Source organism: Nereida ignava (assembly GCF_001049735.1).
GTDB lineage: Bacteria > Pseudomonadota > Alphaproteobacteria > Rhodobacterales > Rhodobacteraceae > Nereida > Nereida ignava.
Genome location: NZ_CVPC01000005.1, coordinates 439,863 through 464,339 on the forward strand (window position 1 = coordinate 439,863; position 24,477 = coordinate 464,339).

Consider the following 24,477-nt stretch of genomic DNA (forward strand, 5'->3'; position numbering starts at 1 on the left):
GAATGATTTGCGCGCCACCGTAGCTTACAGTCTGTAACAACGGAGTGTTTTCGATGCGCTTAGCCTCTCTTATGCTTGCCTCTTTACTGTGGATGCCACTGACTGCTGCCACAACTGCGGCTGCGGCGGATAACGTCACAACATTCGCGCTTGATAACGGCATGGAGGTGGTTGTGATCGAAGACCACCGCGCACCTGTTGTGGTGCACATGGTCTGGTACCGTGCAGGTGCTGCTGATGAAGACCCTGGAAAATCTGGTATCGCGCATTTTCTTGAGCACTTGTTGTTCAAAGCAACGGATGACATGGAAGCGGGCGTATTTTCCAAAGTCGTTGCGGCCAACGGTGGGCGGGACAATGCGTTTACCAGCTACGACTACACGGCGTATTTCCAACGCGTGGCAGCGGACCGTCTTGAGTTGATGATGCGGATGGAAAGCGACCGAATGCGCGATCTACGCCTGACGGAAGATGATATCGAGACCGAGCGGAACGTTGTTTTAGAGGAACGCAACCAGCGCACAGAAAACGATCCGGGGTCCTTGTTTGGGGAACAGCGCATGGCAGCGCAGTACCAAAATCACCCTTACGGCATTCCCGTCATCGGTTGGAAACATGAGGTTGCGCAGTTGGGGTTAGACGATGCGCTGGCATATTATCAGCGCTTTTACGCCCCCAATAATGCCGTGTTGGTTGTGGCGGGTGATGTATACCCAGATGAGGTGAAGCGCCTTGCGGAAACCTATTACGGCGTACTTGAGCCAACCAAAGACCTTACGGCGCGTGCGCGGCCCACTGAGCCGCCTCACCGCGCTGAACGCAGGTTGGTATTTGAAGACCCCCGCGTGGCACAGCCCTACGTAATCCGTACGTATTTGGCGCCCGAGCGTGACAGCGGTGCGCAAGAAAAAGCAGCGGCTTTGACACTGTTGTCTGAGTTGTTGGGCGGTAATCCCGCGACATCATTCTTGGGGCAACAGCTACAATTTGATAGCCAAGACGCGGTTTATACAGGCGCGTTCTATTCAGGGTTATCGCTGGACGATACAACATTTGGCGTTGTGATGGTGCCCACGCCTGGGATTTCGTTGAGCGAGGCAGAAGCTAAACTTGATGCCGCCATTGCGCAGTTTCTTGAGGCGGGAATTGATGAAGAACAATTAGCCCGTATCAAGGCGCAGTTGCGCGCTTCTGAGATTTATGGCCGCGACTCCGTTCAATCCTTGGCGCGAACATATGGCGCGGGGCTGACGTCCGGTTTGACTGTCGCGGATATCCAAGCGTGGCCAGATGTTTTGGCTGCTGTCACGTCTGATGATATCCTGCAGGCCGCGTGGGCGCTATTTTCAGACCGTAAAGTGGCAGTCACTGGCTATCTTCGTTCACCGACTTCACCCGAAGCAGCATCACAGGTGTCACAATGATCCGTTCTTTCATCACCACCTTCGTCGCGTTTCTGATGACGGCACACACAGCCTTTGCCGCCGTGGAGATACAAGAAGTAACGTCCAAGTCTGGGATCAAGGCGTGGTTGGTGGAAGAGCATTCGATCCCATTTGTAGCGCTGGAAATTCGCTTCAAAGGCGGTGCTTCGCTTGATGCGGAGGGCAAGCGCGGTGCAATCAATCTGATGACAGCACTGCTTGAAGAAGGCAGTGGCGACATGGACGCGCAGGCATTTGCACAGGCACGTGATGCGCTGGCGGCGGATTTTTCGTTTGATGTAAATGACGACTCGCTACAGATTTCGGCGCGCTTTTTGACGGACACACAAGACGAGGCCATTGCCCTTTTGCGCCAAGCGATCCTCAAGCCGTTGTTTGAACAGTCAGCGATTGATCGCGTGAAATCACAGGTTCAATCGATCATTGCGTCGGACCTAAAAGACCCGAATTCAATCGCAAGCGAGACGTTTGCGCGGCTTGCCTACGGGCAGCATCCTTATGCATCTAACATCAACGGTACGCAGCAATCTGTTGCTGCATTAACTCAGGCAGATCTGTTTGAAGCAAAAGATCGAACGATGGCGTTGGACCGTCTTTATGTGGGCGCATCGGGTGACATCACGCCCGACGCGCTGGCGTTTCTATTGGATGACCTGTTGCTTGGACTGCCCGAAAGTGGCGCGCCGATGCCTGCACAAGTCACGCAAAGCCTTCAAGCAGGTGTGACCGTTGTACCATTCGAAACGCCTCAGTCGGTTGCGCTTTTTGGACACAACGGACTTAGCCAAGATGATCCTGACTTTTTCGCGGCGTTTATTTTGAACACCATTTTGGGCGGTAGTGGTTTTGAAGCCCGCCTTATGAAGGAAGTGCGCGAGGAGCGGGGCCTTACCTACGGCATCGGGTCCTATTTGGTGCCAAAAGACTATGCCGCGATGTATTTGGGTCAGGTTTCAAGCGCAAATGACCGGATTGCAGAGGCGGTCGAAGTCACCAAGCAAGTCTGGGCCGATACGGCGCGAAATGGCGTGTCCGAGGATGAGTTGTCCCGCGCCCAAACGTATTTGACCGGTGCGTATCCGTTGCGGTTTGATGGCAATGGGCCAATCGCGAACATCATGGTTGGAATGCAAATGCAGGGCCTTCCGATTGACTATATCCCAACCCGCAACGACAAGGTCGAGGCCGTGACACTAGAGGACGTAAACCGTGTGGCAGCTGAATTGTTACGCGCAGATGATCTGCATTTTGTGGTAGTCGGTCAGCCAATGGGATTGCAAAGCACCAACTAGTCGAATCTGTGGTGGCGTGCTAGCTATTGTGGCATGCCAGATACCGTCAACAACATACGCCCTGTCATCCGCCAATTGGACGCAAATGCCATCAACCGCATTGCGGCTGGTGAAGTTGTTGAACGGCCAGCTTCTGCAGTGAAAGAGCTTGTAGAAAACGCCATCGATGCAGGCGCGCGGCGTATTGATATTGCAATCGCACAAGGCGGCAAATCTTTAATCCGTGTTACTGATGATGGATGTGGTATCGCGCCGGATGATCTTGCGCTTGCTCTGTCGCGTCACGCCACCTCAAAGATTGATGGTACCGACCTTTTGAACATTCACACGTTCGGGTTTCGTGGTGAAGCGCTTCCGTCGCTTGGGGCGGTAGGACGTTTGACGATCACTTCGCGCGCGGAAGGTTTTGATGCCACTGAAATCAAAGTCAGCGGCGGCGAGATGGGCAGCGTAAAGCCTGCTGCACTGACGCGGGGTACCATCGTTACGTTGCAGGATTTGTTTTATGCCACTCCAGCACGATTGAAATTCATGCGGTCTGACCGCGCCGAGGTGCAGGCAATTAGTGACGTCGTAAAGCGTCTTGCTATGGCCGAACCCTTCGTCAGTTTTACCCTGCGCGATGTCTCTGGTGGTGAAGGTCGGGTGACGTTTCGCGCAGATGCGCAGACTGGTGATATGTTCGATGCATTGCGTGGCCGCCTTGCAAACGTACTTGGGCGCGAATTTGCAGATAACGCAGTGCCGATTGATGCGGAACGCGATGGTTTTCACCTGACTGGTTACGCGGCCCTTCCTACTTATTCCCGTGGTGCTGCGGTTGCGCAATTCTTGTTTGTGAACGGACGCCCTGTGCGGGACAAAGTCCTCGTCGGTGCTTTGCGCGGCGCTTACATGGACTTCCTGTCGCGCGATCGCCATCCTGCCGCGTGTCTCTTTTTAGACTGTGATCCGACCATGGTGGATGTAAACGTGCATCCGGCCAAATCTGAGGTCCGGTTTCGCGAAGCCGGTGTGGCACGCGGGTTGATTGTGAGTGCTGTGCGTCATGCGCTGGCCAATGCGGGGCACCGTGCATCAACTACCATTGCGGGCGAGACTTTGGGCGCGATGCGTGCTGAACAGGTTGAGCCGCGCATCTATCAAATGGACCGGCCTAGCCAAGGCGGGCTATCTGCGTCTTATGCCGCCCAAGCGCCTATGTTTGAGGACGGGCAAACCCCTTTTGATGCGCCCTCTGCACGTATTGAGGCAAATGCGCCGACAGACACGTCATTGCCTGATCACCCGTTGGGGGCTGCGCGTGCGCATTTGCATGAGAATTATATCGTTGCCCAAACCCGTGATGGGATTGTTTTGGTCGATGCGCATGCCGCCCACGAACGACTGGTTTATGAGCGCCTTAAAAAGCAGATGGCGGAAAACGGTGTTGCACGGCAGGCGTTGCTGATCCCTGACATTGTGGAGCTATCTGACGGGGACGCGGCACTGATCATCGGGCAAACGGATACGCTGGCGCGTTTTGGTGTGGTGGTGGAACCTTTTGGTGCAGGGGCAATCGCTGTGCGCGAAACGCCTGCGTTATTGGGCCAGTGTGATGTGTCAGGCCTTATTCGTGATGTACTTGATGAGTTGCATGACCTTGGCTCAAGCGATCTGGTGCAAGCCAAGATTGAGGCGATTTTAAGCCGTGTTGCTTGTCACGGTTCGGTTCGTACAGGCCGGCGGTTGAATGGGGATGAGATGAACGCACTGCTGCGCGAGATGGAGACGACCCCGCACTCTGGCCAATGTAATCACGGCCGCCCCACATACGTGGAGCTGAAGATGACTGATATTGAGCGGTTGTTTGGCCGCACATGATTGAGATTGGTGCGTATAGCTTTTCGCTTGAAGATCCGCTTCATCTGTTGGGCCTCTTGGGCATAGCGGCGTTGGTGCTGATCATTTTGTTGTTGGTTGTGACCACTCGTGCAGCGGGCCGGTCAGCGCGTGCAACAGGTCCTCTTGCGGCACAAATGCAAGGGCTGGGCCAGCGGGTTCAAATTCTGTCTGATGGGCAACAGCAACTTGCAGGAGGTCTGACCCATGTGTCAGAGGCGCAGGCTGCTGCACAAGCCAATATGCTTCAATTGATGGAGCAGCGCCTTCAGGCGGTTACCGTGCAGATGAATGAAAACTTGTCGGGTACGTCACGCCGCACTGCGCAGTCTTTGGGAGAGTTGCAACAGCGATTGCAGGCGATCGACAAGGCTCAGGACAACATTACGAAGTTGAGTGGTGATGTGCTGTCCCTGCAAGACATCTTGAGCAACAAGCAAACGCGCGGGGCGTTCGGCGAAATTCAGTTGGCGGATATTGTGTCCAAAGCGTTGCCAAGCGACAGCTACACGATGCAGGCGACCCTTTCGAACGGTAAGCGCGCGGATTGCCTTATTCACTTGCCTAATCCACCAGGACCCATTGTTGTAGACGCAAAGTTTCCTCTGGAGGCTTATGAAAAGTTACGCAGTGCTACGACTGATTGGGAGGTAAAGGATGCCGCCCGTCAGTTGCGTCAAAGCGTGCGCGCCCACATTAAAGCGATATCCGAAAAGTATCTGATTGAGGGTGAAACCGCCGATGGTGCGTTGATGTTTTTACCGTCAGAGGCAGTCTATGCAGAACTGCATGCCAACTTCCCCGAGGTGGTGCGTGATGGGTTTGCGGCGCGCGTTTGGATTGTGTCACCAACGACCTGCATGGCGACCCTGAATACGATGCGCGCAATTTTGAAGGATGCGCGAATGCGTGCGCAAGCGGGTGCAATTCGAAAAGAGTTGTCGATGCTGTTTCAGGATGTTGAACGGCTTGGTACCCGGGTTGAGAACCTTGATCGGCACTTCGGTCAGGCAGCGAAAGACGTGGCAGATATTCGGATTAGCGCCGAAAAGGCGGGTCGCCGTGCGCGGCGTCTTGATGCGTTTGATTTTGAAGAACTCGAGGCACCTGACGGCCCTGATGCTGTCCCGCTTGTAGACAAATAGCCCGTTAGCTGAGGTCAGCTTGGGCCCTTAAATGCGGAAGAACGGCTGAAGTACTTTGGGCAGGATGCCGTTGAACTTAAGTGGTGCGTCGCTTGCCGCGAGGCAGATGCAGTCCACAGGCCCAACTGCAACTGGCGTATGGTTCATCTCTTCGTCAGCAATTTCTACATCGCCCGCGCCGAAGTAATCGCTTTCGTCTTGAAAGGCGCCTTGCAAAACAAGTGTCATCTCTGTGCCGTTGTGCGTGTGATCTGGCATTGCAGCGCCAGTCGGGATGTAGAGCAAACGCACAGATGCATCGCGCGAGGTCTTCAGGATAGCTTGCTTTACGCCAAGCCCAATCGGCCGCCAGCGTACCGCATCCAAATCACCACCCACATAATCTTGCAGCGGCGCAGGAAACAAGCCAGCTGATTTCTGACGCTTCGATTTGCCGGCGGCTTCCATTTTGATCGGGTCTTTGGGCATGCTCTCTGCCATTTTTAGGCAGGCTTCCAAACTGCCAGATGACATTGCTGCTTTTGGTGTTTCTTCGATGACAACGCCGCCAAGCGCATCCAGTGTGTCCATGTGAGAACGACAGGTTTCACAAAGCGAAATATGCGTAGCGACCACAAGGCTAAAGGCTTCAGGTAAAGTGCCCGTACAATATGCCAGCAGCACGTCATCCGTGAGGTGATGTTTGATATTTGTCATCGGTCTAATTTCCATCCATTGCGTGGCGCAAGCGATCCAGCGCCAAGCGTATTCGTGATTTGATTGTTCCAAGCGGCAGCCCCGTCTCGGACGCGATTTGTGAGTGTGATTGATCGCCAAAATATGCGCGTTCGACCAATTCTCTTTGTTTCTGCGGCAGCTGAGACATTGCTGTTTTCAACTGTGATTGTTCTTGCTGTGCACTTAGCTGATCGGCCTGATCCGGCTCCGCCTCGGGTCCCCATGACAAGTCCTCAGGCTCAGGGCGCTGCGTTTTGCGTAGCACATCGATTTTGCGGTTACGGGCGATAGTAAAAATCCAGGTCGAAACACTGGCGCGTGACGCGTCAAACATATCGGCCTTGGTCCAAACGATGGCCATAACCTCTTGTGCAATTTCTTCTGCAAGCGCCTCGGACGTGCCGCCGCGCATTAAAAACCCCTTCAGCCTTGGCGCAAAATAATCAAACAGATCAGCGAAAGCTGCCTGATCTCGGAGGGTTTTGATGCGGTCCATTTCCGCAACCCACGCTGTGCGCTCTTGTGTCGTCGTCATCTGGGAATGCCGCCTTTTGGGCTGGATGAATCGTGCAACCTGTGGCCGAGCGTAGCTGATCGGCTGCGCGGTTGCACTGCTTTCTTCCAAACTTGCGATCCCGTCTATCATGGCACTGTTACGGCTGGTCGCTGAGTTTGGATCACTGCATGTGCGAAATAAACGATGAGTCATCCACTTTCTCAGTCGCGGCGTATATAGAGCACTCAAGACCAACCAAATAAGGACGACAATATGCCATTGGATAAAGGGCGCGGCCCAAAGCGGGTTGCGGTGATTGGCGCTGGTATTTCTGGCATGGCGGCGGCGCATATGCTGGCAGACGACCACGCGGTAACCCTTTATGAGGCGGAGGGGCGGCTCGGCGGACATGCGCGCACGCGGATGGCTGGACGCGACAGCGATGTGGCGGTGGATACGGGTTTCATTGTCTTTAACTATGCTAACTATCCGCATCTCACTGCGCTTTTTGCCGAGCTTGATGTGCCTGTTGCGCCAAGCAACATGAGCTTTGGGGCGTCCATTGATGGTGGTGCGTTGGAGTATGGCTTGGTGTCTCTTGATGCGCTTTTTGCGCAGCGCCGTAACTTGCTGATGCCAAAATATTGGCGAATGTTGCGCGACATTTTCCATTTCAACGCCAACGGACTGAAGCTTGCCAAAGACGGTATGAGCACCGGTGATTTGCTCGAGGCTCTCGGCACGGGCGAATGGTTCCGCGACCGGTATTTGTTGCCGTTCTCAGGCGCAATTTGGTCTACGCCCAAAGCTAAGATTATGGATTTCCCAGCCAAGGCAATGATGACGTTTTTCGAAAATCACGCCCTACTCAGCGCTACGGGCCAACATCAGTGGTACACTGTTCAGGGGGGCTCGATTGAATATGTGAAACGTCTGGAAGCATCGATGGTGACAAAAGGCGTCGACATTCGGCTCGGTACGCCAATCGATTGTGTCAACCGCACTGACCTTGGTGTGCACGTGACGCCCGTGGGCGCAGATGCGGAAATTTTTGATGAGGTTGTGTTCGCAACTCATTCTGATGACGCACTCCGGCTTTTGGCAGACGCGGATGCGGCTGAAACTTCTGCACTAGGGTCGGTTGGCTACCAGCCCAACCATGTCGTTTTGCATTCAGACGCTTCGGTAATGCCGCGCAAGAAACAGGTGTGGTCGTCATGGAATTACACCGAGGCAGCAGGCAAGCAAGATGATCAAATTGACCTAACGTACTGGATGAACAAATTGCAGCCGCTCGAAACGGAGCAGGACTTTTTCGTGACGCTCAACAGTACCCGTGAGATTGACCCAAGCCTGATCTGGGACGAGGTTGTGTTACGCCACCCTGTTTATGACGCCGCAGCTTTGGCAGCCCAAGATACAGTCAAAGCGATGAACGGTGCGAACAACACGTGGTTCTGCGGTGCGTGGTTGGCCAACGGTTTTCATGAAGATGGTATAAAATCAGCCGTGGAAGTGGTGGAAGCCATGCGTGCAACTCCGGCGTTGGCAGCGGCAGAATAAGCTGATGAAAACCGTCGACCACATTGAGGCGCGGACCTACCACGGTCGTAAGGGTTCTGTGAAAAATGCGTTTTCCTACAGCGTTGATTACGTACTGCTTGATGCGGAGGCCGATGTCCGCGCGCCTTGGCCTTTCAAACGTAACCGACCTGGCATGGTTGCATTGCATGACGTTGATCATGGAGGGCTGCCCAAGGCCGGAACCGGTGCGGCGTGGGTCCGCGATGTGCTGCGTACGCACGGTTTGCCAAACGACGGACGGATTGAGCTTTTGGCGCAGCCCAAAGTACTGGGGCATTTGTTCAACGCGGTTTCTTTTTGGCTTTGCTATGATGCAACCGGCGCTCTGCGTGTTGTGATTGCTGAGGTGGCTAATACGTTCGGTGACCGGCACTCATACTTGTGTCATCATGACGATCATCGGGCCATTTCTGCCAAGGACACGCTCCATGCGACCAAAATGATGCATGTGTCGCCGTTTCAGCCGCTCGAGGGTGGTTATGCGTTCAATTATGACATCACTGATGAAAAGATCAGCATTCGGATTGATTACACAGAAACTGCGGATCCAAGCGGAGGGGGGCTGATTGCAACCCTGACCGGTAAACGCCAGCCACTCACAACACGTTCTATGCTGCGGATGCTGGTGCGCCGTCCGCTTGGTTCACGGCGTGTGCTTACGCTGGTCCACTGGCAAGCGGTGAAACTGTGGTTTAAGGGCGCGAAGTTTCGCTCCCAACCTGAGCCGCCCGAAATTGAGATATCACGATGACCCGCGCACAGCGCTTGCCATCTTATGGGCTTTTTGCGGCCATGCTGGCGGCGGCTGGCTTACCAATTTATATCCACGCTCCCAAGTTTTACGTGGATGAATACGGGCTTAGCTTGACTGCCCTTGCATCCGTTTTGTTTGTTTTGCGCCTTGTCGATGTGGTCCAAGACCCGCTGCTTGGATGGCTATCTGAAAAGACGCGCAGTGTGCGTGGGGCGATGGTATCGTTTGCGGCTATCATTTTGGCACTGTCGATGTGGGGGCTGTTTGCAGTCGTCCCGCCCATCCCTGCGTTGTGGTGGTTTGCACTGACCCTAGGGGGGCTCTTTTCATCGTTTAGCTTCCTTACAATCAGCTTTTACGCGCAGGGCGTTGCCAAAGCAGATGCTATGGGCGCGGGACATGTCAGGCTTGCTACTTGGCGTGAGACTGGCGGGCTTTTGGGTGTGTGTGTTGCAGCCATCACGCCTACTGTTTTGATGGGCTTTATGGGCCGTCCATTTGTTGGCTTTGCACTTGGCTTTGCGGTGCTGTGCCTGGCTGGATGGGGTTCGATGCGCAAAGAATGGAGCGCGGGCAAGGCGGAAAATGAAGCGGCTACACCTGTTGGTTCTGCGGTTGTCCTAAAAGATCCGATTGCTCGCCGGCTGCTTACAGTGGCCTTGGTCAATGCGACGCCGGTTGCGGTAAGTTCAACATTGTTTTTGTTCTTCGTGGAAAGCCGTTTGGATGCGTTGGGCTGGGAAGGGCCGCTGTTGTTGCTGTTCTTTTTATCTGCCGCAATAAGTGCACCGCTTTGGGGATTTATGGCGCAGCGGGTCTCGCCCAAAACAACTTTGCTTGCGGGGATGGTGTTGGCGGTTGTGACCTTTGCAGGTGCGCTGTTGCTTGGCTCCGGTGACGTGGCACTTTTTGCGGTTGTTTGCATTGCCAGTGGTGCCGCTTTGGGCGCGGACATGACTTTGTTGCCTGCCCTTTTTGCCCGCCGCTTGTCTAAAATTGCACCAAATGCGGGCCAAGCTTTTGGGGTGTGGTCATTTGTTACTAAATTTACACTGGCTTTTGCGGCAGTGGCCCTACTTCCTTTATTAGAGCAGAGCGGATTTGTAGCGGGGCAGATAACTCAGCCTGATCAAGCGCTCTGGGTTTTGAGCTATTTATATGCGGGCGTTCCGTGCGTGCTGAAGCTGATTGCGATCTTTTTGCTTTGGCGCACTAATTTGACGGAGGATGATGCGAAATGAACGAATTTCTATTTGTGCTAATCGGTGTCGTCATCACACTGATCTGTGTGCTGCTCTATGTCCGTTTCTGCACTTTCCGTGCGCAAAAGCCGGCGGAGTATGATGGGCTTGGTCCGATTATGGACATCAAGGATCATCTAAACGGCAAGATTGCCTGCGAGGGTGTGATTTATGGTCCTTTGGGGCGTGTGAGTAGCCGTTTTGTCGCCGAGTTTGAGGCGGAGTGGAAGGGCGATAGCGGCGTGATGCGCGAGGTCTTTCACTACGATAGCGGCAGTATTCAGCGCCGCGAGTGGCGCTTGCAGCTTGATGAAGGCGGCGTGGTGCGTGCGGATGCGGATGATTTGGTGGGACGCGGTAGTGGCCAGCAGCGTGGTAACGCCCTGCTGTTGAACTACACGATTAAGCTGACCCCAGAGGCGGGTGGTCATGCGCTTGATGTGACAGACTGGATGTATTTGATGCAGAACGGGACCATTATTAATCGATCACAGTTTCGCAAGTTTGGTATCAAGGTGGCAGAATTGGTCGCTACGATGCGGCCAATTGGAGTTGATGCTGTGCGCAAGCGGGTTGCTTGAAATTATAAGGAGTGTGGCGTGACAAAGCAGTGGGCGGGTAAACGGTATTGGCTGGTTGGCGCATCTGCGGGCCTCGGTGAGGCGGTTGCCCAGATGATGAGCGCCGCAGGTGTTGAGGTGATCCTGTCGGCCCGTTCCGAAGATGATTTGAAGCGGGTTGTAGACACCCTTCCGGGGAAAGCATCCTATGTCACCTGCGATGTCAGTAGCCTCAAAAGCGTAGAAGAAGCGTACGCTCAAGTCGATGAAATTGATGGTGTGGTATTTCTGGCCGGCGTGTACTGGCCTATGAAAGCCGATGCCGTTGATGCCGCTCAGTTAGAGCAAATGGTCGACATCAACTTTACGGGTGCTGCGCGTGTTCTGGGGGCCATTTTACCAGACTTTGTAAAACGTGACGCGGGGCATATCGTGCTGACTGGTTCACTTTCAGGTTTCCGCGGCTTGCCGGGGGCAGTTGGTTATGGGGCGTCCAAAGCGGGCGTGATGTACCTTGGTGAAAGCCTTTATGCGGATCTGCGCAAAACAGGTGTTGAGGTTCAGCTAATTAACCCCGGTTTCATCAAAACGAGGCTGACGGACAAGAACGATTTCAACATGCCGTTCATCCAGACCCCTGAAGAGGCAGCGCGTGATTTCTGGGAGCATATGAACTCGACCGCGTTCAAAAAATCCTTCCCGCGCGCATTTTCACTGATGTTCCGTGCAAGCCAGTTTTTGCCCGACTGGCTATACTATCGCATTTTCGCGTAGGGCATTTTGAAAACAGTCACGGGCGCGGCCCCATGTGCCGTTGGTGTCATCCTTTAGCTGAAGAAGTGTCGGCAGCAGTTGTGCTGCAAAACCTTCAGAGCTTTCGGCTGGCAACATCGATGGCAAGTTATCAATCGCAGTGACATCCAGAACCGGTTCGTTTGAAATGCGCGTTGCGGGCGTTTCCCAACTTGTTGCGGCGGAATAGATCGGGATCGGGTTATACGGGCTGTCTGGGTCGCACGCGATATCGCTTATCACAGATAGCGTCCGCTCTGCCCCAATGGCGTCAGGCCCTACAAAAAGCGGTGTTTGTGGGCTGGCCAAGATGCAGTTCATAAATAAGTTGTGTGTCAGAATTTCTGGGAACGGGCCGCCATGTGCGGTCTCGTCCTTGTCCCACTTCTTTGGCGTTATACCCAGTGCCTCACACAGATCTGATGCGCCGGTACCGACACGGCCAAGTGCCCCAATGATCAACGCGGTGGGGTGCTTGGTGCTGCATTGGCTGAGTTGCTCTTCAAGTTCAGCGCGTAGATCAGTTGCGCTGTCATAAGCAGATACCGCCCCCGTAATTTCACCCCGTTGTTGCGCTGCCCAACAAAGCAGTGCCATCGCGGCACCAGTGTATCCGGCCCAATAGCCAAAAGCGGCTACGCGCCGTCCGCCGGTATCGGTCAGGTATTCCAAGTCCGAAAGCTCGCCACCACCCTTTGCAAACCGCGCAAGCAGTTTTGGTCCTGCGTCCTGGCCTTTGTAGGCGTGTCCAAACATGATGTGACGGTGGGGCAGGGCGCTGCCATCGTCAGGCAGTTCTTTGAGGCCCAAAATGATTGTGTCTTTTGGCGCGTCTGGCCAGCTGTGGGGTGCTGCAATCTGGCAACCTACTTTTGCGTATCCATCGATTGGGATAGCGCGTACATCGCTTTGCTCAACAGTGATCGACATGCCCGCTTCGATGAGGCGCGTAGCACCTTCGGGTGTCAGGCCAACACGGCGTTCAAAACTGCGGCTCTCAGCCCGTACCCAAAGATGCATAACGTGTACTCCAGCTTATACCATTGTCTTTTTGTCAGTGCGGTCCGCACGGTCCAGATGCGGCGTTGAGCCATACATCGTCAAATGCAAATCAGACGCGCCATTCATTGTGCGGTAGTCAAACCCATGCAGCGACGTATGCGCCACGTTCAGAAACATTTTAGCCTTCTGGGTTGTCTCAAGCCCAAGAGCCAAAGCTGTTAGCGACGCGATGACGCCTGTTGAGCTTACCAATAAAACCCGCCCTTCGATCAATGATGCGTCTCGGACTGCGTCAAAAATACGGGTTCGAAAACCGGCATAGCTTTCTACGTGCGGGGGCGTTTCCTCAGCGGCCCAATGGCTAAGAATTTGCGGCACATGTGCTGCAAAAGTCTCGGCGCTATCGGGGAAAGGGACGCCGTGCATATCAGTCAGCGAGTCCGACAGCGCGAAGTAATCCAGCTCATTCAGGCGCGCGTCAGTGGTGTGTGGAATTGCGGGGCCGCCAAGTCCCGCCAAAATACCCTCAGCCGTCTCGCGCTGTCTGCGCAGACTGCCGCTGATGATGTGTGTGTAGGGCTGCGCGTCTTGCAAATACTCACCCAACCAACGGGCCTGCACATGTCCCAATTCGGATAGTTTGTCGTATTCCAGCTCTGACTTAGCACCAGAATTCGCCTGCCCGTGGCGTGTTATTGTCACTTCACCCATCGTCGTCTCCTGTTTCCTATGGTGCGTAGCCTGCCTTGCGGCGTGGCGCAAACGGTTGGTGGCGTGTCGTGCTTGCTGTGGGCGGGTTATTTTGAATCGCCTAGTTTAAACTAAATTCAAATCGGGAAGTTTGCGTCATGTCTGATAAAATCACCTTTACCTTGGACGGCCAGACCGTTGAGGCTGACGCTGGCATGACAATTTGGGAGGTCGCGAATGGCCGTGGTCTGGTCATTCCGCACCTTTGTCACAAACCCGTGCCAGGATACCGGCCCGATGGGAACTGCCGTGCGTGTATGGTCGAGATCGAGGGCGAGCGGACGCTTGCTGCTTCGTGCATTCGAGAGCCCGCCGATGGTATGGTGGTGAACACGGAAACTGCACGTGCCAAAAATGCGCGCAAAATGGTGGTTGAGATGCTGTTGGCGGACCAACCCGAGCGTGACGCAGCCCACGATAAATCCAGCCACCTGTGGGATATGGCCGATCTGAATGGTGTCGCTGAAAGCCGCCTGCCCACGTTAGAAGCTGAGCGTATTCCACTGCTCGACAACAGCCACGTTGCGATGTCCGTTAACCTTGATGCTTGTATCCAATGCGGTCTGTGCGTGCGCGCCTGCCGTGAAGTTCAGGTCAATGATGTGATCGGCATGGCCGGACGTGGCCATGACGCCTACCCAACGTTCGATATGGCTGACCCAATGGGCGACAGCACGTGTGTGGCCTGTGGTGAATGCGTCCAAGCCTGCCCCACAGGTGCCCTCATGCCCTCGACTGTCGTTGATGAGCAGCAAGTTGGGGATAGCGCTGATTTTGACAAAGAAGTCGAAAGTATTTGTCCGTTTTGCGGTGTTGGTTGTCAGATCAGCCTGAAGATTAAAGATAATAAAGTGAAATTCGTTGAGGGCATCAATGGTCCCGCCAACGAGGGCCGCTTGTGCGTGAAAGGGCGTTTTGGCTTTGATTATATTCACCACGATCACCGCCTGACCAAACCGCTTATCCGCCGTGATGATGCGCCTGCAAAAGGCCTTAATGTTGATCCGGCAAACTGGGGCGACGTGTTCCGCGAAGCAACATGGGATGAGGCGCTTGATTTTGCCGCAGGTGGCCTGAAGGGCCGTGGCCGTGAAGTTGCGGGTTTCGGTTCAGCAAAATGCACCAACGAAGAAGCGTACCTGTTCCAAAAGATGATCCGCCAAGGATTTGGACACAACAACGTCGACCACTGCACGCGCCTTTGCCACGCATCCTCTGTTGCGGCACTGATGGAAAACGTTGGCTCAGCGGCTGTGACAGCCACTTTCAACGAGATTGAGAACGCTGATGTAGCAATTGTGATCGGCGCTAACCCGATTGAGAACCATCCGGTTGCTGCGACGTATTTCAAACAATTCGCCAAGCGTGGTGGCAAGCTGATTGTGATGGATCCGCGCGGCCAAGCGTTGAAGCGTTTCGCCAGCCATATGCTGCAATTCCGGCCCGGTGCTGACGTGTCGATGCTGAACGCGATTATGCATACGATCGTCGAAGAAAAGCTTTATGATCAGCAATATATTGAAGCCTACACCGAAAACTGGGAAGCTGAAAAAGCGCACCTGAAAGACTTCACACCCGAAAAGATGAGCGAAATTTGCGGCATTGAGCCAGAAGTGCTGCGCGACGTTGCGCGTACTTTTGCTGGCGCCAAAGCAGGTATGATTTTCTGGGGTATGGGCGTTAGCCAGCACATTCACGGCACGGATAATTCGCGTTGTTTGATCTCGCTCGCGTTGATGACAGGGCAGGTGGGCCGCCCTGGCGCGGGCTTGCATCCCCTACGCGGGCAAAACAACGTACAAGGTGCATCCGATGCGGGCCTCATCCCGATGTTCTTGCCGGATTATCAATCTGTCACGGACGATGGTGTGCGGTCTGCATTTAATGATGTCTGGGGTTCTGGTGATTTCAGTAATGAAAAAGGCCTTACGGTTACTGAGATCATGGATGCAGTACATACGGATGACATTAAGGCGATGTATATTTTGGGTGAAAACCCTGCCATGTCAGACCCCGATGTAGATCATGCGCGTGCCGCGCTGGCCAAGCTGGACCACCTTGTGGTGCAGGATATTTTCATCACTGAGACTGCAAACTACGCTGATGTAATTCTACCGGCTTCTGCATTTGCAGAAAAGTCCGGCACCGTCACAAATACCAACCGCCAAGTTCAAATGGGACGTCCAGCTGTTTCGCCCCCCGGTGAGGCGCGTGAAGACTGGTGGATAGAAGTTGAGTTGGCGAAACGCCTTGGGCTTGGCTGGACCTATACGCACCCAAGCGAAGTCTTTGCCGAAATGAAGCTGAACATGAAATCGCTGAGTAACATCACGTGGGATCGCCTTGAAGGTGAAAACGCGGTGACGTACCCATCGCTTTCGCCCACGGATCCGGGCCAGCCGATTGTGTTTGGCGATGGTTTCCCGCGCCAAGATGGACGCGCGAAGTTCACGCCTGCAAGCGTTATTGCACCTGACGATACGCCCGATGATGAGTACCCGATGATCCTTACAACAGGCCGTCAGCTTGAGCATTGGCACACAGGATCAATGACCCGCCGCGCCACTGTTTTGGACGCGGTTGAGCCAGAGGCAAACTGTTCGCTGCACCCGTCCACCTTGCGCAAGCTTGGGGTAGAACCTGGTGGAATGATCCGTCTGACGACTCAGCGTGGGTCAGTTGTGATCATGGCGCGCATGGACCGTGCGGTGGCCCCTGATATGGTCTTCCTGCCGTTTGCGTATGTTGAGGCGGCCGCAAATATTTTGACCAACTCAGCAATTGATCCTTATGGCAAAATTCCTGAGTTTAAGTTTTCGGCCGTAAGGGTGGAAGCTGCGCACGAGCCACAAGTTGCCGCAGAATAAGATGCTCACAATTTAATAGATATGCCGCTCAATCGTCATGATTGGGCGGCAATCTATGCAAAAGTAGCATTTATTGCTATGCTCAAGCGTGTGTTGGTTGAGTGTGGGGTTATCAGTTATGAAATACTTTTTGCAAAAAACAGTTTGGTTCCTGTGGGTTTTGGGCGTTGCTGTGTCGCTGACCGGATATGCGCAGGCGTGTAGTACGCCTGCTTTGACCGGCGCGCATAATGCCATGGTGCCCGCAAAATCACCTAATAGTGCCTTGTTTGACAGCGCGGTTCTGCACTACGTCAACAAAGTACGGTGCTCAAAAGGGTTGCCACCTTTAACTTCTGCCAGTGGTTTGGTGGATGTGGCTGAGGTGCATTCAAAATGGATGGCTAAGTCCCAACAGCTCAATCATAAATCGCGTGTGTCAGGGATGAATACGTTCAAAAAACGGCTCAAGGCATCTGGCGTGGGCAGTCGTGCCGGATCGGAAAATATTGGCGTTACCCATCGCTATCAGTTGGAAACAGCAGGTGTTTTCTTGACCCGCGATCTAAGCGCGTGCCGGTTCGAAGCTAAGGGGCGGACAATATCTGCGCATTCATACAAAAGTTTGGCTAATCATATTGTGAACATGTGGATGGCATCATCGGGTCACCGCAAAAACATCCTTGCGCGAAAATCTAAACTGACAGGAGCATCGCTTGCCTTTGACGGTAAGTCGCCCAATTGTGGTCGCTACTTTATTACGCAGAATTTTGCAGGTTAGTCCGGCGGCCATTTCTAAGCCCGATGTGGGAAATGAAAAAAGCCGCCCTAATTTAATGGAGCGGCTTTTGAATGTTCAATTGTCGAAGGCTTAGCCCTGACGTGCCTTGAAGCGAGGCTGTGTTTTGTTGATCACGTAAACGCGGCCTTTGCGGCGAACGATACGGCAGTCGCGGTGACGGTTCTTCAGCGACCGGAGCGAGTTCTTGACTTTCATAAGTCTGTCTCCTGTTTTTCCGGCGCGAGATCACGCCATTCAAGTTGCGTTTGCTTCAAAGGCTAATGCCAAGAAGCGGTTATCATGGTGGGCACTACTGGGATCGAACCAGTGACCCCTTCGATGTCAACGAAGTGCTCTACCGCTGAGCTAAGCGCCCATGAACCATTAACTTTGCGACCAGCCCAATTAAAAAGGACGCGGGTCGCGCCGCGTCAGGTGAGAGGTTGATTAGAAGGCTTCAGCTAAAAGATCAAGGGGGCTTTTGGAAACAAAGTGAAACAGTCTATGTTATGTTCAAACGGAGCCCGAAATGCCGAAAGCAGTCTACTTTTTAGACCTCCCAGAGGTTCGAAATACAAGCGTTGTCTTCGCCAGCCCCCACAGTGGGCGGGACTACTCACGCGCATTCATGCAGCGGACCGTTTTGGATGCGCACACGATTCGGACATCTGAGGATGCATTCGTCGACCGCCTCTTTTCCAAGGCACCAGATTTGGGTGCAGTGTTTTTGCACGCCGGCGCGCCGCGTGCCTTTGTGGATCTGAACCGTTCTGCGGATGAAATGGATTGCGCAGTGGTTGAGGGTGCGCCGCGCATTGTGCACAACCCCCGAATTGCCTCGGGACTTGGAGTGATCCCTCGCGTTGTGGCCTCTGGTCGGGCAATCTACCGCGGCAAGCTCACACGGGCCGAGGCCGCACTTAGGGTTGATGAATATTGGCGGCCCTATCACGCAGCGTTGGCCAAAGAGATGCGTGTCAACCATGCCCAGTTTGGCAGCGCTATTTTGATTGACTGCCACTCAATGCCCCATGAAGCGATTGAGGCGATCACCACGCCTCAAGGACAGCGTCCGCAGATTGTGATTGGTGACCGGTTTGGGGCCTCTGCGGGCTCTGACGTCGTTGACCGTGTAGAGGCTGCTTTTACACGTGCGGGCTTTGTCACGGCACGCAATGCGCCATTTGCTGGCGCCTATATAACCCAAGCTTACGGACGGCCATCACGCGGGATGCACGCGATCCAGATTGAGATTGATCGTTCGCTTTACATGGATGAAGCGCTGATTGAACCAAACGCAGATTTTCAAGCAGTGCGCCGCAAGATCACAGCCGCGATGGCGGACATCGTTGAAATTGGCCAGTGCCAAGTGCCACTCGCTGCTGAGTAGTTAGCGCAGCGCGCGTCCCTTCATAATTGCGTCCTTTCCAAATCGTGCTCTGATGGCGTCGGTGGCGCGTTCGGCTGCTGCGCGCTTTGGGGCGTCTGGGTCCAAAAGGTCGCCCGCGCTGTCAGCAACTGAGGATGGCCCAAGGTCAGACAGACCAACGCCAATCAGGCGAAATGGACCTTGGGTGCTTACCTGATCAAACAGCTGTCTTGCGTGCCTGTAAATTCGGTCGGCAATTTGCGTGCTATCGGTCAACGTGATGCGCTTCGATAGGGTTTTGAACTTTGCCGTTTTGAGTTTGAGGGTAACGACTGTTCCCGCCAACTCACGTGCCTTGGCTCGCGCACTGACTTTTTCGGAAAGCCGCCAAAGGTGCCCATCAAGTAGGTCAACCGCTGCGGTGTCTTCGTTGAATGTGGTCTCATTACTAATTGATTTAATGGGTCGGTGTGCGGAAACAGTACGCTTATCGTCACCGCGCGCCAGATGCCAAAGGCGCTCGCCGATACTGCCAAACCTCAGGATCAGGTCTTTTTGCTCCCACCTAAGTAGGTCCGTAAACGTGTGAATGCCCGCCTGTTCAAGCGTCGCGCGCGCAGATGGTCCGACACCCCAGATCATGCCCACGGGCTTGTCTTTCAGGAAAGTCATGGTTTCAGCTTTGCCGATCACGGAAAAGCCCTGCGGTTTATCCAAATCGGATGCGACTTTTGCTAAAAACTTATTGTGGCTTAGGCCGATTGATCCGGTGATCCCGATTTCTTCGCGCATCCTTTTGACCAGTCGAGCGAGCATCACGGCGGGGGGCGCCCCGTGAAGTTTGTGGGTACCGGACATGTCCAAAAATGCCTCGTCTAATGACAGCGGTTCAATGGAGGGGGTTAGTTCCTCCATCAGGGCGCGGATTTGTTTCGATACATCCGCATAGACATCCATGCGGCCGCGCACGACCACTGCATCGGGGCAAAGTTTTAGGGCCTTAAACATCGGCATCGCGGACCGGATGCCGCGAATGCGTGCAATGTAGCAAGCGGTACTGACAACGCCGCGCCGCCCACCGCCTATGATGACGGGTTTGTCCGCAAGCTCTGGATTATCGCGTTTCTCAACGCTGGCATAAAAGGCATCGCAATCCATGTGGGCGACTGACAAATCAAACAGTTCGGGATGCGCCAACATACGCGGACTGCCGCAATCCACGCAGCGTCGCGGTTCTTGCGCAGAGTAAGTGGTTAAGCAGTCGCGACAAATTGCAGGCATAATGCTGTGATACGCGCCGCACGGGGTGCCAGCAACGTTTACGAGATTTTTCTTGGCAATTAGATACGACACGTGTAGGGGTTTCCCATAGGAAACATGTCCGCTCGGGAGAGCGTGGATTATGCCACCGCCGAAGGAGCAACCACCCCGGTCACCTCTCAGGCAACAGGACTGGCGGACGTGTCACACTCTGGAGAGACGCCTTCTAGCAAGGCGCACCGAAGGCGCAAGCGGTTCCCTATGGACCGTGCATCGCTCAGGTAAAGCGAACGGAGCGGGGTTGTTTGGGCAAATGCGCCCAACCGTTTGGAGTGTGAAAACATGACTCGTATCGCAGTAATCGGCGCTGGCATCACCGGTGTGACAACAGCTTTTGAATTGGTCAGCCGTGGTCTTGATGTTGTTGTATTCGACAGAAATCGCTACGCGGCGATGGATACCAGTTTTGCCAATGGTGGGCAGCTTTCCGCATCAAACGCAGAGGTTTGGAACACAGTCGGGACGGTTCTTAAAGGTATCAAATGGATGGCGCGGCGCGATGCGCCCTTGTTGGTGAACCCGCGCCCAAGCTGGCATAAAATCAGCTGGATGGCTGAGTTCTTGAGCAACATTCCGAACTACAAAAATAACACAGTTCAAACAGCGGCGCTGGCGGTTAAGGCGCGCGCTGGATTGCAGTCCATGGCGGACCGTGCGGGACTGGATTTTGACTGGTCACCGGCGGGCATTCTGCACTTCTATAAGAACGAAAAAGATATGGCGCACGCTCGCAAAGTGAACGAGCTTTTGTCGCAAGGCGGCGTGGAACGTGTTGAGTTGACGCCTGATCAGGTGCGTGCGCGTGAACCAAACCTGCGTGGCACCATCACTGGTGGGTTCTGGACGGAAAGTGACAGCACCGGCGATATTCACAAATTCACGTTCGGCCTTGCAAAGTGGCTTGAGGCACAGGGTGTTGATTTCCGCATGGGCAAACCAGTTGAGCAACTCAGCAGTGCAAATGGTGAGACCCGGGTGAACGGTGAAGCTTTTGACGGTGTCGTCGTTTGCGCTGGCGTTGGTAGTCGTGCGATGGCCAAAAAGCTCGGCGACCGCGTTAACATTTATCCCGTTAAGGGCTACTCAATCACTGTGAATATGCCGGATGCAATCAGCCAAGATGGTGCGCCGATGGTGTCTTTGCTTGATGATGATGCAAAGATTGTGACGTCTCGTCTGGGTAAAGACCGTTTCCGTGTTGCGGGGACGGCAGAATATAACGGCGAAAACCGTGATATTCGGGCAGACCGGATTGAGCCGCTGACCAAGTGGGTGGAAACGCATTTCCCATCAATTTCGACCGAACACGTAGTACCCTGGGCAGGTCTGCGCCCGATGATGCCAAATATGATGCCGCGCGTTGGCGCCGGCAAACGTGCAGGTGTTTTCTACAACACAGGTCACGGGCATTTGGGGTGGACATTATCGGCGGCAACCGCGGCATTGGTTGGCGCGTCTGTCCAAGAGCATTTTGCGTCAAAAGGCGGCGCACAAGGCAGCAAACGCGGATTTACCTTCAAAAGCGCCTGATAAGCCGCCATAGTCAGGTCAACTCAATAGGAGAGGCTGACCATGGGGAGTGAAGAGGTTTTGCAGGTTTTATTCAGTATTTTGGGCGGCAACATCGTTGTGGTGTTGCTGGCCGCGTTTATCATTATTTGTATTCTGCTTGGTGTTCGGATCGTTCCGCAGTCAGAGCAGTTTGTCATTGAACGTTTTGGTCGGCTTAAGGCGGTGCTTGGGCCCGGCATTAACTTCATTGTGCCGTTCCTTGATCGGGTGGCGCACCGTATTTCGATCCTTGAGCGACAACTTCCTAATGCCTCACAGGACGCGATCACGTCGGACAACGTTTTGGTACGGGTTGAGACATCCGTATTCTATCGCATCACAGAACCTGAGCGGACAGTTTACCGGATCCGCGACGTAGACGCAGCGATCGCAACAACTGTTGCAGGTATTGTGCGCGCCGAGATTGGCAAGATGGAACTTGACGAGGTGCAATCGAACCGCGCGCAACTGATTGAACAGATCAAGGCGCTGGTGGAAGAGGCCGTAGATAACTGGGGCATCGAGGTCACGCGCGCAGAACTTCTGGACGTGAACCTTGATCAAGCGACGCGCGATGCGATGCTGCAACAGTTGAACGCAGAACGTGAACGCCGCGCGCAAGTAACCCGTGCAGAAGGTGAGAAACGCTCGGTTGAGCTGCAGGCGGACGCCGATCTTTATGCGGCACAAAAGCAGGCTGAGGCGCGCCGTATTCAAGCAGACGCTGAGGCCTACGCAACTGCGACGGTTGCTGACGCGATCAATGCGCACGGCTTGGAAGCAGCACAGTATCAGGTGGCGCTGAAGCAGGTCGAAGCCCTGAACACACTTGGAAACGGCAATGGAAAAAGCACGATCGTGGTGCCGGCAAATGCGCTTGAGGCGTTTGGCAATGCGTTCAATATGCTGAAAGGGCGCGGTTAATATGGATGCATTAGCAAACACGTGGTGGGCATGGGCTGCGTTCGCCCTTGTTTTGGCGATCCTTGAGGTGCTGGCCCCGGGCTTTGTCCTGCTGGGGTTCGCCATTGGCGCGGCGCTGGTGTCTGTTTTGGTTTTGCTCAACGTCGGCCTGTCGTTGATCTGGCTGTCACTGTTGTTTGCTGTGGCGTCGCTTGTTGCGTGGCTTGTGCTGCGGTCGGTTTTTCAACTCAAGACCGATCAAGTGCGCACGTTTGATGAAGATATAAACAGCTGATCATGAAAAAGGCCCGCTTAAATTGCGGGCCTTTCTACTGTGTCTAAAAAATAGGTTTAGCCCAGTTTGCTAGTCAATTCGGGCACTGCGTCGAAGAGGTCTGCGACCAAGCCGTAATCAGCAACTTGGAAGATAGGTGCTTCTTCGTCTTTGTTGATGGCCACGATGATTTTGGAGTCCTTCATACCAGCAAGGTGCTGGATCGCGCCGGAGATGCCGACAGCAACATAAAGATCAGGTGCGACGACCTTGCCGGTTTGGCCAACTTGCCAATCATTTGGCGCGTAACCACTGTCCACCGCTGCACGTGATGCGCCAACGGCGGCACCAAGCTTGTCTGCAAGTGTTTCGATCAGTTTGAAATCATCTTCTGATCCAACGCCGCGGCCGCCGGAGACAACTACACCGGCTGATGTCAGCTCGGGGCGATCAGATGTTGCGACTTTGTCTTCGACCCATTCGGACAGGCCTGCGTTGCCAGCGGCAGCAATGTTCTCAATTGTTGCCGAGCCGCCTTCGCCCGCAGCGTCGAATGTTGACGTCCGGATGGTTGCGACTTTTTTGGCGTCTGCTGATTTCACAGTCTGGATTGCGTTGCCCGCATAGATCGGGCGCTCGAATGTGTCTGCGTCGATCACAGCAGTCACTTCAGAAATGACCATCACATCCAGCATCGCCGCCACACGGGGCAAGATGTTCTTGGACGCAGCGGTAGAAGGCGCGACGATGTGGTCATAATCACCAGCCAACGACACGATCAGATCAGCAACAGGCTCGGCCAAGTCATGGCCGTATTCGGCGGCATCCGCGCAAAGCACTTTGCCAACGCCGTCCAGCGCAGCAGCAGCCGTTGCAGCATCTGCGCAGCCTTCGCTGGCGCACAGGACAGTGACATCGCCCAATGCTTTGGCCGCAGTTAGGGCCTTTGCGGTCGCGTCTACGTTAAGTGCGCCACCATTTACTTCAGCAATCAGAAGAACAGCCATTATACAGCCCCCGCTTCTTTGAGTTTCTCGACCAGCTCATCGATTGAGCCAACTTTGATACCAGCCGCACGTTCTGCGGGCTCGGACGTGCCAACGATTTGCAGACGTGGTGAGACATCAACGCCGTAGTCAGCCGCGGTCTTTTCTTCGAGCGGCTTCTTCTTGGCCTTCATGATGTTTGGCAAAGATGCATAACGCGGCTCGTTCAAGCGCAAATCAACAGTGACGATCGCAGGCATCTTAACTTTGATGGTCTGCAAGCCGCCGTCGACTTCGCGGGTCACGGTCGCTGTGTCGCCATCGACGGCCAACTCAGACGCAAAGGTTGCTTGTGGCCACCCCAAAAGCGCCGACAGCATTTGGCCGGTCGCGTTCATGTCGTTGTCGATCGCCTGTTTGCCAGCAAGGACAAGCCCGGGCTGCTCTTCATCGACAACAGCCTTGAGGATTTTGGCAACCGCGAGCGGCTCAATGTCAGTGTGCACGTCATCAGCAGCAACAACCAGAATGGCGCGATCAGCACCCATCGCCAGCGCGTTGCGCAGGGTCTCTTGGCTCTGCTTTACGCCAATAGAAACCACAACAACTTCGTCAGCCGTTCCGGCTTCCTTCAAGCGGATCGCCTGCTCAACTGCGATTTCGTCGAATGGGTTCATCGACATTTTGACGTTTGCAAGATCAACACCGCTGCCGTCCGCTTTCACACGAACCTTAACGTTATAGTCGATCACGCGTTTGACGGGCACGAGGACCTTCATGGCGTTTCT

At 54.3% G+C, this 24,477-nt stretch carries 23 protein-coding genes, 1 tRNA gene and 1 riboswitch; of the genes, 15 read left to right on the plus strand and 9 right to left on the minus strand.

Annotated features, from left to right (window positions below):
- The first annotated feature begins 53 nt into the window (after window positions 1–53).
- The 4 genes from NIG5292_RS06815 to NIG5292_RS06830 are packed head-to-tail and all read left to right on the plus strand — an operon-like array spanning window position 54 to window position 5,763.
- Window positions 54–1,424: a M16 family metallopeptidase gene (locus NIG5292_RS06815; protein WP_053084845.1), complete on the plus strand. Its 1,371-nt coding sequence runs from the start codon at window positions 54–56 to the stop codon at window positions 1,422–1,424.
- Entirely contained in the window at window positions 1,421–2,737 is a 1,317-nt protein-coding gene (locus NIG5292_RS06820) for a M16 family metallopeptidase (RefSeq protein WP_048598729.1), read from the plus strand. Before NIG5292_RS06815 ends, NIG5292_RS06820 begins: the two co-directional genes overlap by 4 nt.
- A gap of 33 nt (window positions 2,738–2,770) precedes the next feature.
- Window positions 2,771–4,600: a DNA mismatch repair endonuclease MutL gene (gene mutL / locus NIG5292_RS06825; protein ID WP_048598730.1), complete on the plus strand. Its 1,830-nt coding sequence runs from the start codon at window positions 2,771–2,773 to the stop codon at window positions 4,598–4,600.
- A complete protein-coding gene (locus NIG5292_RS06830) occupies window positions 4,597–5,763 on the plus strand; it encodes a DNA recombination protein RmuC (RefSeq protein ID WP_048598731.1) in 1,167 nt (388 codons plus the stop codon). Before mutL ends, NIG5292_RS06830 begins: the two co-directional genes overlap by 4 nt.
- A 27-nt stretch (window positions 5,764–5,790) precedes the next feature.
- Here NIG5292_RS06830 and NIG5292_RS06835 read toward each other — a convergent pair whose 3' ends face one another.
- Together NIG5292_RS06835 and NIG5292_RS06840 are read right to left on the minus strand one after the other, a co-directional pair.
- Window positions 5,791–6,459: a ChrR family anti-sigma-E factor gene (locus tag NIG5292_RS06835; RefSeq protein ID WP_048598732.1), complete on the minus strand. Its 669-nt coding sequence runs from the start codon at window positions 6,457–6,459 to the stop codon at window positions 5,791–5,793.
- 4 nt (window positions 6,460–6,463) lie between these two features.
- A complete protein-coding gene (locus NIG5292_RS06840) occupies window positions 6,464–7,015 on the minus strand; it encodes a sigma-70 family RNA polymerase sigma factor (protein ID WP_143081997.1) in 552 nt (183 codons plus the stop codon).
- Window positions 7,016–7,249: 234 nt separating this feature from the next.
- Between NIG5292_RS06840 and NIG5292_RS06845 the strand changes: the two genes are divergently transcribed.
- From NIG5292_RS06845 to NIG5292_RS06865, 5 genes are read left to right on the plus strand one after another with little or no spacing between them, the layout of a single operon-like run.
- Window positions 7,250–8,539, plus strand: a complete 1,290-nt coding sequence (locus NIG5292_RS06845) for an NAD(P)/FAD-dependent oxidoreductase (RefSeq protein ID WP_048598733.1) — start codon at window positions 7,250–7,252, stop codon at window positions 8,537–8,539.
- A 1-nt stretch (window position 8,540) separates the two neighbouring features.
- Window positions 8,541–9,311: a DUF1365 domain-containing protein gene (locus NIG5292_RS06850; RefSeq protein ID WP_143082001.1), complete on the plus strand. Its 771-nt coding sequence runs from the start codon at window positions 8,541–8,543 to the stop codon at window positions 9,309–9,311.
- Window positions 9,308–10,555 carry an MFS transporter gene (locus NIG5292_RS06855; RefSeq protein ID WP_048598735.1) on the plus strand — a complete coding sequence of 416 codons (1,248 nt, stop codon included), beginning with the start codon at window positions 9,308–9,310 and terminating at the stop codon, window positions 10,553–10,555. Before NIG5292_RS06850 ends, NIG5292_RS06855 begins: the two co-directional genes overlap by 4 nt.
- Window positions 10,552–11,136 (plus strand): DUF3833 family protein, encoded by a 585-nt coding sequence (locus tag NIG5292_RS06860; RefSeq protein ID WP_048598736.1) that lies wholly within the window; start codon window positions 10,552–10,554, stop codon window positions 11,134–11,136. Before NIG5292_RS06855 ends, NIG5292_RS06860 begins: the two co-directional genes overlap by 4 nt.
- Before the next feature lie 18 nt (window positions 11,137–11,154).
- Window positions 11,155–11,889, plus strand: coding sequence for an SDR family NAD(P)-dependent oxidoreductase (locus NIG5292_RS06865; protein WP_048598737.1), 735 nt, complete (start codon window positions 11,155–11,157; stop codon window positions 11,887–11,889).
- On the opposite strand, the gene NIG5292_RS06870 is transcribed toward NIG5292_RS06865, so the two are convergent.
- The gene (locus NIG5292_RS06870) at window positions 11,866–12,927 is read right to left on the minus strand and encodes a saccharopine dehydrogenase (RefSeq protein ID WP_048598738.1); all 1,062 of its coding nucleotides are present in this window, start codon (window positions 12,925–12,927) and stop codon (window positions 11,866–11,868) included. The two genes, NIG5292_RS06865 and NIG5292_RS06870, sit on opposite strands and share 24 nt — an antisense overlap.
- Window positions 12,928–12,942: 15 nt before the next feature.
- Complete coding sequence (locus tag NIG5292_RS06875; protein WP_048598739.1) at window positions 12,943–13,620, minus strand: histidine phosphatase family protein; 678 nt, start codon at window positions 13,618–13,620, stop codon at window positions 12,943–12,945.
- 137 nt (window positions 13,621–13,757) lie between these two features.
- On the opposite strand from NIG5292_RS06875, the gene fdhF reads away from it, so the two are divergent.
- Window positions 13,758–16,526, plus strand: coding sequence for a formate dehydrogenase subunit alpha (fdhF, locus tag NIG5292_RS06880; RefSeq protein WP_048598740.1), 2,769 nt, complete (start codon window positions 13,758–13,760; stop codon window positions 16,524–16,526).
- 118 nt (window positions 16,527–16,644) lie between these two features.
- Window positions 16,645–17,286: a CAP domain-containing protein gene (locus NIG5292_RS06885; RefSeq protein WP_048598741.1), complete on the plus strand. Its 642-nt coding sequence runs from the start codon at window positions 16,645–16,647 to the stop codon at window positions 17,284–17,286.
- A gap of 90 nt (window positions 17,287–17,376) precedes the next feature.
- On the opposite strand, the gene ykgO is transcribed toward NIG5292_RS06885, so the two are convergent.
- Both ykgO and NIG5292_RS06895 read right to left on the minus strand, forming a co-directional pair.
- On the minus strand, window positions 17,377–17,502 hold the full coding sequence (gene ykgO / locus NIG5292_RS06890; protein ID WP_008205324.1) for a type B 50S ribosomal protein L36: 126 nt from the start codon (window positions 17,500–17,502) through the stop codon (window positions 17,377–17,379).
- A gap of 85 nt (window positions 17,503–17,587) precedes the next feature.
- Window positions 17,588–17,662, minus strand: a tRNA-Val gene (locus tag NIG5292_RS06895).
- A gap of 153 nt (window positions 17,663–17,815) precedes the next feature.
- On the opposite strand from NIG5292_RS06895, the gene NIG5292_RS06900 reads away from it, so the two are divergent.
- Entirely contained in the window at window positions 17,816–18,676 is an 861-nt protein-coding gene (locus NIG5292_RS06900) for an N-formylglutamate amidohydrolase (RefSeq protein WP_048598742.1), read from the plus strand.
- On the opposite strand, the gene NIG5292_RS06905 is transcribed toward NIG5292_RS06900, so the two are convergent.
- Window positions 18,677–19,936 (minus strand): DNA polymerase IV, encoded by a 1,260-nt coding sequence (locus NIG5292_RS06905; protein WP_074842129.1) that lies wholly within the window; start codon window positions 19,934–19,936, stop codon window positions 18,677–18,679.
- A gap of 180 nt (window positions 19,937–20,116) precedes the next feature.
- Window positions 20,117–20,219: riboswitch (glycine riboswitch) on the plus strand.
- A 38-nt stretch (window positions 20,220–20,257) separates the two neighbouring features.
- On the opposite strand from NIG5292_RS06905, the gene NIG5292_RS06910 reads away from it, so the two are divergent.
- Genes NIG5292_RS06910 through NIG5292_RS06920 form a run of 3 tightly spaced genes read left to right on the plus strand, consistent with a single transcriptional unit; the run spans window position 20,258 to window position 22,724 of the window.
- Window positions 20,258–21,505, plus strand: coding sequence for a D-amino acid dehydrogenase (locus tag NIG5292_RS06910; protein ID WP_048598744.1), 1,248 nt, complete (start codon window positions 20,258–20,260; stop codon window positions 21,503–21,505).
- Window positions 21,506–21,547: 42 nt separating this feature from the next.
- The gene (locus NIG5292_RS06915) at window positions 21,548–22,450 is read left to right on the plus strand and encodes an SPFH domain-containing protein (RefSeq protein WP_048598745.1); all 903 of its coding nucleotides are present in this window, start codon (window positions 21,548–21,550) and stop codon (window positions 22,448–22,450) included.
- 1 nt (window position 22,451) lies between these two features.
- Window positions 22,452–22,724 (plus strand): NfeD family protein, encoded by a 273-nt coding sequence (locus NIG5292_RS06920; RefSeq protein ID WP_048598746.1) that lies wholly within the window; start codon window positions 22,452–22,454, stop codon window positions 22,722–22,724.
- Between the two features lie 56 nt (window positions 22,725–22,780).
- Here NIG5292_RS06920 and NIG5292_RS06925 read toward each other — a convergent pair whose 3' ends face one another.
- Both NIG5292_RS06925 and NIG5292_RS06930 read right to left on the minus strand, forming a co-directional pair.
- Complete coding sequence (locus tag NIG5292_RS06925) at window positions 22,781–23,710, minus strand: FAD-binding protein (protein ID WP_048598747.1); 930 nt, start codon at window positions 23,708–23,710, stop codon at window positions 22,781–22,783.
- Window positions 23,710–24,468, minus strand: a complete 759-nt coding sequence (locus tag NIG5292_RS06930; protein ID WP_048598748.1) for an electron transfer flavoprotein subunit beta/FixA family protein — start codon at window positions 24,466–24,468, stop codon at window positions 23,710–23,712. The genes NIG5292_RS06925 and NIG5292_RS06930 overlap by 1 nt, the downstream gene beginning before the upstream one ends.
- Between the last annotated feature and the right edge of the window lie 9 nt (window positions 24,469–24,477).